Origin of the sequence: Bifidobacterium callitrichos DSM 23973, from assembly GCF_000741175.1 — a bacterium.
Lineage (GTDB): Bacteria > Actinomycetota > Actinomycetes > Actinomycetales > Bifidobacteriaceae > Bifidobacterium > Bifidobacterium callitrichos.
Genome location: NZ_JGYS01000013.1, coordinates 57,201 through 74,668, shown reverse-complemented (window position 1 = coordinate 74,668; position 17,468 = coordinate 57,201). Strand labels below are relative to the sequence as shown.

General features: G+C 54.5%; 6 protein-coding genes. 2 read left to right on the top strand and 4 right to left on the bottom strand.

The genetic code is table 11. From position 1 onward, the window contains the following. Nucleotide 1 precedes the first annotated feature (1 nt). The 4 genes from BCAL_RS12310 to BCAL_RS12800 all read right to left on the bottom strand — a co-directional run bounded on the left by BCAL_RS12310 (nt 2) and on the right by BCAL_RS12800 (nt 14,396). Entirely contained in the window at nt 2-2,788 is a 2,787-nt protein-coding gene (locus tag BCAL_RS12310; RefSeq protein WP_052119123.1) for a hypothetical protein, read from the bottom strand. A 197-nt stretch (nt 2,789-2,985) separates the two neighbouring features. Beyond that, nucleotides 2,986-6,210 (bottom strand): VWA domain-containing protein, encoded by a 3,225-nt coding sequence (locus BCAL_RS12305; RefSeq protein ID WP_052401208.1) that lies wholly within the window; start codon nt 6,208-6,210, stop codon nt 2,986-2,988. Nucleotides 6,211-6,429: 219 nt separating this feature from the next. Then, nucleotides 6,430-10,323 (bottom strand): bacterial Ig-like domain-containing protein, encoded by a 3,894-nt coding sequence (locus BCAL_RS12300; protein WP_052119125.1) that lies wholly within the window; start codon nt 10,321-10,323, stop codon nt 6,430-6,432. A 212-nt stretch (nt 10,324-10,535) separates the two neighbouring features. Continuing rightward, nucleotides 10,536-14,396 (bottom strand): Ig-like domain-containing protein, encoded by a 3,861-nt coding sequence (locus tag BCAL_RS12800; RefSeq protein ID WP_081887375.1) that lies wholly within the window; start codon nt 14,394-14,396, stop codon nt 10,536-10,538. Nucleotides 14,397-14,641: 245 nt separating this feature from the next. On the opposite strand from BCAL_RS12800, the gene BCAL_RS12295 reads away from it, so the two are divergent. Both BCAL_RS12295 and BCAL_RS07900 read left to right on the top strand, forming a co-directional pair. Then, nucleotides 14,642-15,844, top strand: a complete 1,203-nt coding sequence (locus BCAL_RS12295) for a CAP domain-containing protein (protein ID WP_052119127.1) — start codon at nt 14,642-14,644, stop codon at nt 15,842-15,844. Between the two features lie 264 nt (nt 15,845-16,108). Beyond that, entirely contained in the window at nt 16,109-17,359 is a 1,251-nt protein-coding gene (locus BCAL_RS07900) for a UDP binding domain-containing protein (protein WP_043165687.1), read from the top strand. Nucleotides 17,360-17,468 lie beyond the last annotated feature (109 nt).

The following is a 17,468-nucleotide window of genomic DNA, read 5'->3' as shown; positions in this document are numbered from 1 at the left end:
ATCAGTCGAGGCTCTGCCAGGCAACGCCCTCCTGATGCCAGCCGGCACGACCGACGCTCTCATACTCGGCCCAGCTGGTGGTGTACACGTGCTCACCCGAATTCGGGTTGTACAAGCGATACACCTCCGTCGACGCGGACGCGTCCACATACCAGGCGACGCCCTCGTCATGCCAGCCGACCCTGACCAGATGATCGTGCTCGGCCTTGCTCATCGTCCAGTTATGGTTGCCATCATTCGGGTTGTACTCGCGGTACACCGGCTTGAGGTTCTTGTTCGAGGCATCCTCCTTCGCGGCCTTGAACGACGTACCCTCGTCACGCCAACCAAGACGCACCAAGTGATCACGCTCAGCCTCGCTCGTCGTGTAGTGATGCAGACCGGAGTTCACGTCATACACGCGATACACAGGAACAGCAGTCACCGTGGGAGTGGGGGTCGGAGTCGGGTTCGGCGAAGGCGTCGGATCCGGGTTCGGCGACGGACCGGGCTCAGGCTCCGGGCTCGGCTCGGTGTACTTGACCACCGTGTACGGGTAGGTCTTGTCCGCGTCGTCCTTCACCGCCACGTAGCCGTCAGCGAGCTCCTTCTCCGTGGGCTCCACGTTGAAGCGGCCACCGGAGATCGCGATGGACGGGGTGCCATGCTCGCTCTCCTTGAGTTTGGAGACGCTCTTCTTGTTGCCGGAGTAGTACTTGCCGCCGGTGACCGTCAGCTTGCCGTTGTCCAGCGCGCGCAGAGCGTAGCCCTTATCGCTCGTGATCTCGACCTTGCCGCCGAGCGTGGTCTCACCCTTGTCCGCAGCCGCGCCCTTGATGCCACTGGCACCGAGCGGTTTCTCCGGAGCGGTGATCGTACCGCCGGTGATCTTGGCGACGTTGTAGTTGAGCACGGCGTAGAACTGCTCGGTCGGCTGCTTGATCTCACCACCGGAGATGTTCAGAATGCCGTAGTCGTCGTTCTTGATGGTGATCTTGCCGCCTCTGAACGTACCGCCGGAGATGTTCAGAGTAGCACCGGCACCGTTCTCACCGCCGTACGGGTTGTAGTCGGGGCTTTCGTTCTTGGAGTACCAGCCGTTGGCGATCAGGCTGGAATAGTAGCCGTCGTTGCCCGATTCACCGACTCCGAAGTAGAAGTCGCCGCTAGTGATGTTCATGACGCCGAAGTTCTTGATCACGTAGTAGCTGTTGCCGCCGGAGACGGCCTTGTCGGTCTTCGGATCGTAGCTGCTGGCCTCCGCCGAGCGGGTGAAGCGACCCGATTCGATGGTGACCGTACCGGTCGTGTAGTTGGCGATCGCCGCGGCACCGTTAGCCGTGTTGTCGACGGAACCGGTCTTGGCCGCGGAGGAGTCCTTGACGGTCAGCTTGCCGCGGTTGACGATGGTGTGACGACGAACGGTGCTTGCACCATTGGACAACGTGTAGCCGTTGAGTTCCAGCGTGACGGTCTGGTTCTGCTTGATCACGATGGGTTCGGCGAACGAGCGCAGCAGTTCGACGTACGGACTGCCGTCGTCGTCACCGCCGTTGATGGCCGCGTTGATGCTCGGGTAGACGCGTCCGTTCTGATCGGCGACGAGCAGGTTGCCGCCGGTGACCTGGAATTCAGTGTTCTTGCCGTACGTGTTGTTCTTGACGGTCAGGCCCTTGGTAGTGACGTGGGACTCATTGCCGTTGCCGAAGAAGATGGCGGCGTACGCGTCAAGCGTGTTGCCGGACACCGTCACGTCGTCGTTCGGCCCCTGTCCGGGCCACGTGCTGTAGGACACCGCCATGTAACCGCCGATGGTGTTGCCGGAGATGGTGGCGCCCTTCGTCGCGGTGATCGCGATACCGTAGACACGGGAGTACTGAGCGGCCAAACCAGTGTCATTGGTCACGGTGTTGCCGGAGAAGGTCAGGTCAGTGATGCCGTAGCCGGTCTTGGTGTTGCCGTTGCCAACGACGAACATCATCGAGCCGGAAACGCCGTCACCGCTCTTCGGCCCGGCGGACACGGTGTTGTTCTTGATCACGGTTCCGGTGATCGGAGCCTCTGCAGGACCGCCGACCAGATTCACACCGACCGAGGAGTTGTTGACGACCTGTCCGAGCTTGAACGTATTACCGGAGATGACGGTATCGGCAGCACCATTCTGGAGCCACACCGAGCTCGGCTGCCAATCCTTGTTCGCGGAGGCGCCGGCAGCCGGATCACCGGCCGCGATGGTGAACGTGTTGCCGGTGATCGTGACGTTCTTGGTGCCGACGATGACGATGTTCTGCGCGTTCTTGTTCGTCGCCGGGTCGAGCTTGAAGTTCACGCCCTTGACGGTGACGTCATCTGCCATGATGCGCAGCGAACCAGTGAAGACGGCATCCTTGGCGGCGGTAATGGTGAGCTTCTTGTTGACGTTGAGTCCGCTGGAGATGGCGCCGGTCAGTGTGACCGTGCTGCCCTCCTTGGCTTCATCGATAGTCTTCTGCCAGTCCTTGGCGACCGCGTTCGGCCTGACACCGCTCACGTTGCCCTGAAGAAGCCCGTTCGACGAGCTGGAACCGGACGCGACGGCCAGCGTCGGAGTCTTGATCTCCTTGAGCTGCGCCGGCTGAAGCGCCGCTTCCGCCGGAGTGGTCGTCGTTACCGCCTTGACGACCTCCTCGCTGTACGGAACCGCGTCGGTTCCGAAAGAACCGTCATCCACAGCGTTTGCCGTCGGAACGACCGCGAGCGCGCCAAGTGTGCATACCGCTGCAAGCAATGCGACGAGCTTGCGCGGACCTTTGGTGGTACCCCTATTCACCTCTGCCTTCCTTTCTCGAAGGTTCAGTCGACTACTTTGCCGACTCACTCTTCCAGAGTACCCCCTTGGGATCCCCCATAACACGGGAAGTGACGCAGTTCACGGGACGTTCATGAATGCATACTGTCATTGCACGAAGAAGGGGCGTGCGATCCTGCGGTGATGCTCATGGCATCGATGCGGATCACACGCCCCATTCACTCGTCTACCGGCACACCGGCAGCATCAGCGGTATTGTCAGTCAAGGCTCTTCCAGGCGACTCCTTCCTTGTGCCAGCCCGCACGACCGACGTTCTCATACTCAACCTTCGACGTCGTATACACGTGCTCACCACTGTTCGGGTTATACAGGCGATACACATCCGCCGACGCAGTCGAATCCACATACCAGGCGACGCCTCATCACGCCAGCCAACCCTGACCAGATGATCATGCTCGGCCCTGCTCATCGTCCAGTTATGGTTACCATCATTCGGGTTGTACTCGCGATACACCGGCTTGAGGTTCGCGTTGGAAGCGTCCTTCTCGGCCGCCTTGAACGACACGCCCTCGTCACGCCAACCAAGACGCACCAAGTGGTCACGCTCGGCCCTGCTCGTCGTGTAATGATGCAAACCGGAATTGCGATCATACACGCGATACACCGGAACAGCAGTCACCGAAGGAGACGGCGTAGGCGTAGGAGTCGGAGAAGGCGACGGCTCAGGATTCGGCACTGGGGTCTCGTCTTGGTACGTGAACGTCCATTCGGAACGCACGCCGGACTGGAGCTTGTACCCGTCCTGCGCCTGCGCCTTCACCGTCAGGGTCTCACCGCGATGCAACACGACATCACCCTTGAGGACCTTGCCCTGGCCATCCACATAGGACACGCCCTTGACCGACGGGATCGACACCGTGTTACCGACACGAGACGGAGCCTTCGGCTCTACCGTGACAACAGACTGCTTTGAGCTGTCGGCGATCACCGTCTCGAACTTGCCGTCACCATCCTTGTCGATGGAGGCGACGAGGTTCCTGCCGGACTCGTCCGCCTTCACCTCGACCTTCTTCGCGGAGGTATCCACGGACAGGGTCTTGGTCTCCTCCTTGTTGTTGGCGGAGAACCTGGCATCCGTCAGGTTGTCGGCCTCAACGATGTAGCCGTCGCCGTTCTTTGTGAGCTTGATGTCCTTGGCCTTCGAGCCCGACACCGAATACGTGAACCACGGGCCCTTCGCGGAGTCAAGCGTCGACGACAACGTGTACTTGCCGGAATTACCAGTCAGCGCCACATTGCCGTTGCGCGAGAAGGTGGCAGAATCAGCCTTATCGGCCTTGACGGCAACATACGCATCCGGATAATGCAACGCATAGTCATACTGCCCCTTCGTTTCTACCGAGTAATCATTGTCATTATTAGGCAAGTTAAAGGAGAAATCATTACCAATGGCTCCATCCATAGGGAATGAGAAGCTGACATCAGAATTCTTGTCGCGGAGAATTTTATCAATGGACCACTGCGAAGCACCGCTCTTGATCAGCAGATCAGCGTTATTGGTCCTAGCATGTGCATTTAGTTGCGCGAAATAGTTCTTCGACAACAATTCAAGATCATGTTCTTTAGGATTGAGAATGTTAAGATCATTGATGATCATGGGGAAATAGCTCTTCCCGGTGTCTACAGCCCAGGACTTTGCACCATAGACATTGGGCTCCACACCAGGGAAGTACCAATCGCCTGTATCTTTGTTCACATATAGATAAACATTCGCATTATTAGGCATATTCGAATCGTAGATTCGAACTGCATAGTTAAATGAATGACCATCATATGCATAAGAGGTTTCACTATAGGAGTCAGCCACTACAACATGATTGATCGTTGACACGATCCTACCCTGCTCTATACTCTTTTTGTTATCAAGAACAGAGAAAAAGAGCAATACAGGGGCGCCACCCTGCTTAACTTGATCCAAATCTGCCAGCAAACGAGAAACCGCATCCTTGGAATCTTGAGTAGATTCCTGTTTCACGCTTTGCACTGCCTTATATTGCTGCGAAAGGTAGTAATAATTGATATATGAAATAACAGATTTCGAATTATTCATATCATGAAGCGATGAAGCACCAGATTGACGATCATACGGCGTCGCAGATCCCATCTTTGCAAGAATGGAGGTGGCTGCAAATCCATAGCAGGATCCAGCCCATTCGGTCTGACTCCACTTCATTATATTTGCAAACTCATCAGGATCATTTACACTATCAATAAGCCGATCGAAGTCTTCATTGGACATCAGATTTCTTACCGGCACATTGGAATCTTTATTACCAGTAAACGGTTCCACAACATCTTCGCGGTAATTACCGAACTTCCATGTATCCTTATCAAAGTCGAACACATTAGACGTACCGGTGTTGTTGCCAACGGCGATTTTGTCGGACTTGGAGAAGTCCGCCATGTTGTCACCGGACACGGTAACCGTGTACATAACGGACGAGGCGGTTTTCACAACACGGATACGCCACGAAACAGTGCGGGAATCCTTAGCCGGAATCTCGCCGACGGTTTTCTCAGCCTGCTCACCAGTAGCCAGAATCGCATTCTCCTTGAAGGAGATAGAAGCCTTTACGCTAGATGCCTTTTGAGTGTTTGGATTTGAAAGCTTCGCGGTAACGAGATATTGGCGACCATTGCCGACGGTATTGCCTTCATCCTCATAGGACAGAGCAATATCCAGCGGGTGAAGGATCTGATCGACGATTTTGCCGAAGATCTTGATCAGAGTATCGATATCGGTCGCATCGTAGTATCCATCATCACCCTTGTTCTGAATCGTCTTCAGGAAGGCACGTCCCCTGTCATCGATGTTGAAACCGACCGAATACATGTTATAGCGGGGGAACATGCTCTGCGCCTGGGCTGTCGCTCCACTGGCATCATTCGGCCAGCCATCGGACATGGTGACGATGCTCTTGACATAATCATCATCAGAAAGCTTGCTGCCGAGCTCGTCGGCCTTCTGAAGACCGAGCGTCACGTTCGTTCCGCCACCGACCCAGATCTTGTCATCACCAGTACCAGGGGTCTGGGTGTAATCCACCAACGACTTCTCATCATTGGTGAACCCCTGCGGATTCATATGAACTGTATCGCCAAATGAGACCACGGCGATCTGGGACAACGGATCCTTGTCGAACACGGCTTCGATGAACTTCTTTGCCGCCGGGCGCACGCCCTTGTCGAACGGATCACCCGACATACTTCCGGACGAATCCAACACCAGCACGATTGCATTGTGCTTCGTCTTCGTGTCCGTCTTACCGGTCGAAGGCTCGACGGCCTGAGCCGTCGCCAAGCCGAAGCCAAGCAGCATGGCCACGGCAACCAGCACCGCAACCAGCCGCGACCATATGACACGCATTTCCTTATGCATCATCACTTCTTTCCCTAATACATAAATACATACCATGCCGGCCAACAGCCCTTTCACACCCACCGGCACGATGGGGCCGGAATACCCGACCCATCAGAACCCCCCGAACACATCAACGAGGTACGGGCCGAGAGGCCTGCCGCCACAATTCACATAACGACAGACCTCTCGGCGACTCACGACCCGGCTCATGCCGGTCTACGTTTCAGCAGCATCAATGCATTATTTGAGGCTTTTCCAGGCGACTCCTTCCTTGTGCCAGCCCGCACGACCGACATTCTCATACTCGACCTTCGACGTCGTATACACATGCTCACCACTGTTCGGGTTGTACAAGCGATACACATCCGTCGACGCAGTCGAATCCACATACCAGGCGATGCCCTCGTCACGCCAGCCGACCCTGACCAGATGATCATGCTCAGCCCTGCTCATCGTCCAGTTATGGTTGCCGTCATTCGGGTTGTACTCGCGATACACCGGCTTGAGATCCTTATTCGACGCATCCTCCTTCGCGGCCTTGAACGACGTACCCTCGTCACGCCAACCAAGCCTGACCAAGTGGTCACGCTCAGCCCTACTCGTCGTGTAATGATGCAAACCGGAATTGCGATCATACACACGATACACCGGAACAGCAGTCACCGAAGGAGTGGGAGTAGGAGTCGGATTAGGAGTCGGGGACGGCTCAGGCTCAGGAGACGGGTTCGGCGTCGGAGGCTTGGGCTGATCCTTCTCGACGACCGTCACCGTGAACGTGGCGATCTTCTTCGGATCGGAATTCAGCGTGACGGTGACCGTCACCTTGCCGACAGCGGACTTCTCGAACGGCTTGGCCAGATCCACCGGCTTACCGGTCTCGCTCTTCGCCGTCAACACGTAATCCTTGGAATCCAACTTCGCAGAGGTTCCATCGGACAGGTTCTTCGACACCTGCAAACCGTCAGACGAGAAGGTCTCACCCACCTCGTACTTAGTCTTTGCAGGCTTCGCAGTCACCTTGACACCGGTCACGGTCGGCGAAACGGACTCCTGGAAGGTGAACGTCCACTCGGTCGTGGCACCCTCGGCGAACGAAGTACCCTTCTTCGCCTTCGCGATCACCTTCAGCGTCTGGCCCTTCTGCAACGTGACATCACCGGACAGCACCTTATTATCAGCGCCATTCACATACTCCACACCATCCTGAACCGGAATAGACACCACATTGCCCTTACGGGAAGGAGCCTGAGGAGTCACACCATCGGAAGGCTTGGAAGCATCACCCAGAGCGACACGCGTCTCTTCCTCCACACCGTCGATCAGCTTAAGGCTGCCGTCCTTGAAGGCCTGCAGCAACTGCTGCTTCTGAGCATCGGTCGGCGAATACACGTTCACTGTGACCGTGCTGTCGTTGATCTCGCCGGTCGGACCGGTCACCGTGATCTTCACGGTATGATCTCCGTCCTTACCGACTTCGGTCATCGGAACCTTGATACGGGTCGACGAAAGCGGGAACGACGAGGATCCCTTCACATTGACCTTGGTCGTGTACGGCTTAGCCAGCAGATCACTCTCCACCTTCACCGTAAATTCATTTGCTCCACGATTCAGGTTCTGAATATCCACCAGCAAATGCTGGTCCTTAACGCCGTTGAACAATGTGTAAGGCCCAAGCACATCCGCACGGCCAGTACCCTTCGGAGCCAAAGCATCCATAGAAAGCGCAGTATCCAGACTCAGTCCCTTATCGTCTGGCAGCACCTCATTCTGTGCAGCAGCTTCAGACGCTGTTTCCTCTTCCTCAGGACCGATAGCCCCATTCAGGTTGAACACAAGATGAGACCAATCCTCATAGCCATGGAGAATGCTTTTATCAGTGTCCTTCGGATTATCAGGATCTTGGTTGATGTTAGCAGATATGAATCCGGGATCAGTCATGCCATTACAGTTGAAATCACCAACCCTAGCATCTTCATCCGAAATATCTGCGTCAATATTATATGTCGTAAGATAATCTGAATTATAATCATGAAGCTTTGCATCCGCTGGGCATGACCATCTCGTACCAATCACATCATCTTTATAGAGATGATTGGGATCAACCCCTTTTGACTCATCCAAGGAGTTCTCATCTAAGTCAGGAAGCTGATGTTCTGAATAATTCAAACGCTTCGACTTGTCAGAGGTCACAAGACCTGACAGCTGGAATGAATAATTCATCACACTTAGATAATTAGGCTTGTAATTGACACCATTACCGCCACCGTGACCAAGCCCGAGCGTATGACCAAGCTCATGCATGAACGTAGATGCCTGTTGGAATTTATCTTCATGCATTCCACCCACGGCAACATAGAACCTTAATACATCTGAAGCATCAGCTATACCAGTGATTCCCCAATCATTGACATTCCCGGATTTATCGATATCAGCATTGAGAAGATCACCGAAAATAGCATAATGGAATACACGTTTACGAATGTCACTAAATCCCTTATTAGGATCTTGCAGACTTTGCTTCTGCCACTCAGAGAATCTATCCCATCCATCTTGGCCGCCCAAATTCTGGCGTCCTTCAGACCAATCATTACCGACAACATTACCGGCACGACTCTCCGATCCCCAAGGACCTTTGCTCCATGTCCCACATCCATTAATGGATTTTTCACCGGAATCAATATGAAGATGAATGCCATGCTCATCAAAAGCTCGACAAACATCGGTCATAGCCTCTTGATCAGGTTGAAGCGAGCGTTCTACTGTATTCTTGTCGCCCTTCAGCCATGAAATAATGCCGGACCTAGTCTTCTCGGTCCAATCCGCTTCGACAAACACGTCCTTAACCTTCGGATCGGCGCCCAGCGACTTCAAATGAGGAATACCCATCTTATCGGCAGTCTTGTCATCTGCCGTCTCCCATGAATCCGGCAGAGCATCACCATCGGAATCCCCGCTCATTGTTACGGGAATCCCAGTCGTGTATGGCTTCTCGCCAATGGAGGATTTCACATCTATGGTCGCATTCAGATCACCCAAGTCCTTGTGGACCTCTTGTGGCAGCACGTAGAACTTCATGTCTGCGGTCGCCAGATACCAAGAATCCCATGTAGACGGCGCCCAGCCAGTCTCCATATCCTGAACGAACTCACGAGTCGGCTCCCTCTTATCCGGCGAGAAACTCAACGGCTCCGGCAACGTCACCTTCACCGACTCCAACTTGACATCTTTTCCGCCGATGCCGGTATTACGATTCAGCGTCACACGAAGCATGGCGTAAACCGAACCATCATCATTCTTTGCCCTGTAACCATTAAGAGGCGTGTACTGAACTTCATCCACATACAAGATCTCAGCGGTGATTCCGAAGAGATCGACAAGGTCTCCGAAATTATTCATCTCGTAGTAGCCCTTGTCGCCCTTGTTCTGTAGCTGTTGCAGGAAGACACGGCCATCGGCATCCGGGTACACACCCACCGAATACAGATCCACGCCCTTCGCCGTCATCTTGCCGGCCTGCTTTATGCTGTCCGCTGCGACATCCTCGCAATCATTACCGTTCCAGCAGGGAGATATGTTCCACGCCTTCTCACCAGACATGGTCACCACGCTCTTCACATAGTGAACGGTATCAGTATCCTGCACACCATCAAGAAGCTTCTCGGCCTCCTCAAGACCCCTCTTCGTATTGGGAGAACCATACGCATCATGCCCGTTCAGACAGGCGCTGACAGTCTTCTCATCAGACGCCATCCCCACAGGGCATGCATTCGCGTCACCGAAACCACCCACGTTCAGACCGAAATACACCACACCCACACGAGCCTGAGAATCATTCGCGAAAATCGCCTTCGCAAGACGCCTCGCCGCAACAAACTCACGATCCAGCTTCGTCTCACCCGTAGACGAATCCGGAACCAGCTTCCTCATGTCCTTAGACGTATCCAACACCAAAACAACGGCATTGTGATTCACCTTCGTCGTCGTCACCGAATCGTCAGCCTTGGCCACAGGCGCATCGGCCTGCGCCGTCGGTTCAACGGCCTGTGCAGTCGTCACGCCGAAGCCGAGCAGCATAGCGGCGGCGATGAGTACCGCTACAAGCCTCGACCATATGACACGCAATCTATCTCGCATCACGTTCCCTTACCCTTAGATTTCCCCTACATGCCGGCCAACAGCCCATACGTCCGCCGGCGAGACGGGCCGGAACAACCCCAGCCAAATATCGAAATCCTTCAACATGACGAAGAAGGATGGGCCGGTGCGGTCTGCCACCACACTTCCATACAGCGGCAGACCACACCAGCTACTCATGACCCGAATAAACGGGCCTCATCAGAACAGCGTTACTTCAGGCTCTTCCAGGCGACTCCCTCCTTGTGCCAGCCCGCACGACCGACGTTCTCATACTCAACCTTCGACGTCGTATACACGTGCTCACCACTGTTCGGGTTATACAGGCGATACACATCCGCCGACGCAGTCGAATCCACACACCAGGCGATGCCCTCGTCATGCCAACCGACCCTGACCAGATGATCATGCTCGGCCCTGCTCATCGTCCAGTTATGGTTACCATCATTCGGGTTGTACTCGCGATACACCGGCTTGAGGTTCGCGTTGGAAGCGTCCTTCTCGGCCGCCTTGAACGACACGCCCTCGTCACGCCAACCAAGACGCACCAAGTGGTCACGCTCAGCCTCACTCGTCGTGTAATGATGCAAACCGGAATTGCGATCGTACACGCGATACACCGGAACAACAGTCACCGAAGGAGACGGAGTAGGCGTCGGATTAGGCGAGGGAGTCGGATTAGGCGACGGAGACGGATTCGGCTCAGGCTCAGGAGACGGCTCGACCTTCACCAACCCCTTGACTGCTTCATCCAAATTCGTCTTGGCCTTCGTCAATTCGCCAGACGTTGCCTTATCATTCTTGACAAGCTTCTCGGCCTTATCAATCGCATCCTGGAGTTTCGCCCACGAATCAGACGTGTACTTCGAGGAATCAAGTTTCTTAGCCTCGTCGATAGACTGCTCAAGGTCTTTTCGGATATTCACTTGATTCTGAGATTTATCAACGTACACAGCAACCGTAGCCTTACCACCAGTAAGGGTAGAAGCTGTAACTTGAGTCTTACCCTCCTTAATACCAGTGATCTTGCCGGATTGATTGACTGTGGCAACCGTAGGATCAGAACTCGCCCAAGTAATACCGTTATTGAAGGAATCAGAAGGAGTAAGCGTCACCCCCATAGAAGTGGAAGCACCATTTTCGATGTGCACTTCAGAGGAAGACAGCGCAACTTCAACCTTATCATTCACACTGTTTGCCCGAACAGGTTTTGCCGAAACACCAACATCAGCATTACCGTCAGCATCCTTATCGACATTCACTGAGAACGATCCGTCTACCGATCCAATATGATCCACAGACAACATCATTCCCTTGGATACAGGAATCAAACCAGTCCGATAATCCGTATTACGCACATGAGTAGCAAAAACGGCATTGCCGACATCAGTGCCCTTCATAGTGAAGCGGTATTCAGCAGGATCACCATTAAGAACCATGATCTTCTTAGCGTCTCCGCCCGTAACATATGTGGTGAACGAACCAGCATCGTTTGTTACAGTTCCCGACTTGTCACCGAGTGTAGCCACAAGCTTTCCGTTATGATAGACATTCACATCTACAGGACAAAGAACTGTTGCATACCAGTGACGAAGATTCCATTCCGTCGGTCCTGCCATCTTACCTAGCAGTGATTTAATTGACTCAACATTGTCTGCCGCCTGGGTTCGCTGAGTATCATCAGCCCAACGGAACTTGGAATCATCCTCTGAAAACTCTCCTTCACCTTTCTGATGAATAAGCAGCAGCATAAAGACACTATAGGCAGTTCTTTTCGCTTCATCCAATTTGTTATCTGTATTGGACTGCTCATCATCAAACGCTTTGCGATGCGCAGAATAGTAATCTGTTAAAGCAGTGGCAACATCAGTCTGAAGCTTCATCGTGCGATACATGGTCATACTGTCTGACGTGTTTTTTAACAAAGTATTAACCATAACCGCCGTAGCAATATTAGCTGCACCAGCGGCCGCACCCAATTTAACTACAGCAGCATACTTACACTTTTCTACCATTGCTTTATATGCAAGATTCCAAGCTGCCAGCTCAATCACACTACCAGCCGGCACCACACGCTTAAGAGAGTCTGATATATCAGTAAACGATTGATTCGTATTAACGTCAATGGTACGAGCGACAGTTTTTGCTGCATCTCGAACCGTCTGCGAAGTAGGACTATCCAGAGATTCATCATTGGCGATACTATTCATAATATCTACATAAAACTTATTTCTATTCGCCATAGTTCGAATCCTTTGAATTGTATCCAAAATCTGGCCTTGATCTATCACATCCTTGCTAGCAGATGCCACTCTTGCAGCATAATCAAAGGCAGTAACAAAATCACTAAATCCTTCTGTGCTTCCTTTCATCTTTTCAAGGAAGACCTCATCAGTGAATTGATCATTAAGAGCCTTCTCAAAATCCAGATTTCCTTTGTATACCCACTTCAAGCGCTGACGAAAAACACTAAGATAAAAGCGCATTGTGACATCTTGTGCAGCAGCATTTCCTGCATCAATCAGATCCAAGGTATTAGCTACTTGTTCAGCAGTATCAGAAACAGCTTCCCACATTTTTTTATCATCAGAATCTGTGGTGTCCTGAACACGATGCTTTGCCTCTTGCTCCAAACGATCGTTGAATTCCATCACAAAATTCTGATTCATCAGCTTCGTGACCTCATCATCCGTATCATTCAGAAGTGCATATAAAAGATCTTCAGCATCTTTCTGATCCTTGAAATATGTACGAAGTAGATCATTGCCTGCATAGCCCTGAATCCATTTCCATACATTTGACAAGCCATCCATGCCTGCATTTTTCCCTGCTTCAGCATAGATGTTGTACCACATGGAACGCATCTTTCCGTCTGTAACACGATTGAGTTCAGAAGATATATCCGGATTGTCATACCAGCCTTCAACACGACGAATCAAAGTGAAGTTCGTTGAGGTATCTTTTACCGGAAGCACTGCAGAAAGTTTGGTTTGCCCAATAGATGTAGATACATTCGCTTGTGCTGAAAAACTATCCACTCGCGTTGTCATAAACTCTTGTTTGATGTAGACATCAAATGACGCAGTCTGCATTGTCCAACTGATAGGTGAAGGCGATCCTGCATAGAACAATAGATCCTTCAGATCTTTAGATCTGATATCCTTGGATTCATCAAAACTTAGCTCTTTAGGCAACGTCACTACCGCCGAATTTACTGACACAGGCTTCGGCCCAACAAGATCACGGTCCAGTGAAATCGTCAATTTCATTGGAATCTTTGTACCAATGTAGGTGCCTGTGCCGGTATTGAACCACGCCTGTTCTGCCTCGAACGACAAAGAGGTTTTTGGCCGAACAAAGATTTTGATCAGGTCATCGATATCGTCGATGTCGTAATAGCCGTCCTTCTGGATGGCGTGCAAGAAGGCAAGAGCTTCAGCCCCTGCAGGATATACACCGACTGAATATGTATTCGCTATCGAGCCTATGGCATGGGCCTCTACAATGGCATCTTCGGCAACATTGTCGCAGTCATTGCCGTTGTAGCAGGGAGAGATGTTGAACGCCTTGAAACTGGACATGGTCACAACGCTCTTCACATAATGAACGCTGTCGGTATCCTGCACATCCCCAAGCAGCTTCTGTGCCTCCTCAAGGCCCCTATATGTATTGGGGGAGCCGTACGGCACAAGATGGGCCAATTCATCCAGGCACGAACTGGTCGCCTTCTCATCAGACGTCATCCCCGCCTTGCACGCAAGAGCGTCACCAAAGCCACCCACGTTGAGGCCGAAATGCACCACTCCAACCTTGGCTGCCGGATCAGTCAATACCGCCGAAGCGACACGTCTCGCCTCGGCCACCTCACGCGCAAGCGTGTTCTTCATGCCACCGGACGTGTCCAACACCAAAACAACGGCATTATGGTTTTCCTTGCCATTGTCGGCCGTCGGCAGTGTCGCGGTCGGTTCAGCCGCCTGCGCCGCCGTCACGCCGAAGCCGAGCAGCATGGCCACGGCAATCAGCACTGCAGTCAGCCGCGACCATATGGCATGCATTGTCCCATGCATCATCGCTTCTTTCTCTTCAACTTCTCAACACATGCCGACCAACAGCCCCAACATCCGCCGGCGAGATGAAGTTAGGAGAACTCCCCAACCTTGCTACCAGAATCCCCCCCCCCATAGACAGAAAGGACCCGAATGGCAATGAGCAACTCGGGGCCGAATGTCGCTTTCCGCGGCAGGTCGGCAGCAGTAAAATCGAACACGGTATGGCATGTTCGAAAAGCCAGTGATCCCAAGGAGAGGGAACCATTATGAGAACATCACGTTTCATCAGCAGGCTGACGGCGATCGCCGCAGCCATCGCCCTGTCCGTGGCCGGCACCGCGACTGCATCGGCCGCGGAACCGAACTCGACGATCGTCACGAACACCGCGTCGACATCCCGGACCATCAGCTCCGATCCGCAGATCCGCAACAGCATGCTCGGATACTACGAGTACATCGGCGCACAGGACGCGGTCGCATGGTTCGACCAGGTACGTGCCGATCCGGGCCGCGCGCAGTACCTGCGTCTCGGCGAGGCCAATTCGGCGACCTCGATCGATAACGCGATCAAGGCTGCGCTGTCCGTCAAGCACGGCAACACGCTGCGCACCAACGACAACAACTTCCGCGGCCTCGCCCCGCTCCGCGTCAGCCACCTGCTGACGGCCATGGCTGAAACCGCATCGGATTGGATGTACTCCAAAGGCACCATGCAGCACCAGAACTACGATCCGTTCGACTACGGCAGCTACTCCGCAGCGGGCCAGAACATCGCATACGGCTATCTCGACCCCTATGCGGGCTGGTACTTCGCCGAGAAGACGGCCTACGATCTGGGATCGCGCAATGAGAACGTGGTCGGTCACTACCTCAATCTGACCAGCTCCTCGTATAACGTCACCGGCTACGGCGACACCGGCAAGTACGCCGCGCAGAACTTCGGCGGTTCGACGAGCGACACCGGCATGAGCGTTGACGCCTACGTCGCATCGCTGGTTGGCTACAAACTGCTCATCGCGCACTCGAACGGTTCCGACTTCACTCCCTCCAAGCCCGACGACAACGGCACCGAAACTCCGGTGTACCGCCTGTACAACCCGAACGACGGTCTGCACCACTACACCACGTCCAAGAAGGAAAGCGACCATCTGGTCTCCGTGGGCTGGAGGTACGAGAACGTGTCCTTCACCGTCTCCTCCAAGGGATACCCCGTCTACCGCCTGTACAACCCGAACGACGGCACGCATCATTACACGATGAGCCGTCAGGAGGCGGACAGCCTCGTTCGCGTCGGCTGGAACGACGAAGGCATCGGCTGGCACGTTCCCGGCAATGGCACCGTGCCCGTCTACCGTCTGTACAACCCGAACAACGGCGAGCACGTGTTCACCACCAGCTTCAACGAGTACGAAAGCGTCGGTTCGAAGGGCTGGACTCAGGAAAGCGTCGCCTGGATCGCGCTCAAGTAGGCCAACAGCCTAACGGCGAAGTAGCCCAACCAGCAGATACCGAACCGACTACCCCTCAGGCCCGCCGGGCCAGCTCCCCTGACAAGGGGAGCCGAAATACAGTCCCAACGAACCTCTGGACAGAACACTGACAATATGAATGCCCTGTGAATGGAAACGAAAGACTGTTCTCCGTTCACGGGGCATTCGCGTAGAAGCCTTCAACTCCCCCGCCGCTCGACTACACTGATGCACCAATAGGTAGTAAAGAGAAAGTACGACACTATGAAAATCGCGGTTGCAGGTACCGGTTACGTAGGACTGTCCGTGGCGCTGCTGCTCTCGCAGCACAACGAGGTCCACGCGCTCGACATCATCCCGGAGAAGGTGGAGCTGCTCAACAACGCCAAGAGCCCGATCGTCGACAGGGAGATCACCGACTTCCTCGACGAGAACGCGTCCGGCGAACGCCCGCTCGACTTCCACGCCACGCTCGACCCGGAGCAGGCGTACACGGGTGCCGAATACGCGATCATCGCCACGCCGACCAACTACGATCCGAAGAAGAACTACTTCGACACCTCCAGCGTCGAGGCCGCGATCAAGGCCGTGCGCACGTACGCGCCGGACGCGTGGATCGTCATCAAGTCCACGATCCCGGTCGGCTACACGAAGAAACTCCACGAGCGCTTGAACGACAACCGCATCCTCTTCTCCCCGGAGTTCCTGCGCGAGGGCCACGCCCTCTACGACAACCTGCACCCGAGCCGCATCGTCGCCGGCGCCCCGCAGGACGATCTCGAGGCCGTCGCCGCCGCGCACACCTTCGTTGGGCTTCTCGCGGCCGGCGCTGCGCCCGAGGAGGCGACCCGCGTCAACCCGGACGGTTCGACCGGCATCCCCGAGCTCGTCGTCGGGCTGACCGAGGCCGAGGCGATCAAACTGTTCGCCAACACGTATCTGGCCCTGCGCGTCGCCTACTTCAACGAGCTCGACACGTACGCCGAATCGCGCGACCTCGATACGAAGTCGATCATCAGCGGCGTATGCCTCGACCCGCGCATCCGCAACGACTACAACAACCCGAGCTTCGGCTACGGCGGCTACTGCCTGCCCAAGGACACCAAGCAGCTGCTCGCCAACTACGACAAGGTGCCGCAGAACCTCATCGAGGCGATCGTCGACGCCAACCGCACGCGCAAGGACTTCATCGCCGACGAGATCCTCGAACGCGTCGAGGAATCCGGCGTCGCGAATCCGATCATCGGCATCTACCGCCTCACCATGAAGTCCGGATCCGACAACTTCCGCCAGTCCGCCATCCAGGGCGTGATGAAGCGACTCAAGGCCAAGGGCCTCACCGTCGTCGTCTACGAGCCCACGCTCGACGCGTCCGACTTCTTCGGCTCCAAGGTCACCCACGATCTGGCCGCGTTCAAGGCCGAATCCACCGTGATCGTCGCGAACCGCTGGAACGACGACCTCAAGGACGTCGGCGAAAAGGTGTTCACGCGCGACCTGTTCCGCCGCGACTGAGCGGGGCTTGCCTGAAATACTCCTCGCCTGACTACCCCTCAGTCCCGCTTCGCGGGCCAGCTCCCCTGACAAGGGGAGCCAAAATGGGGTTGTTCCGATGGTGGCGTAT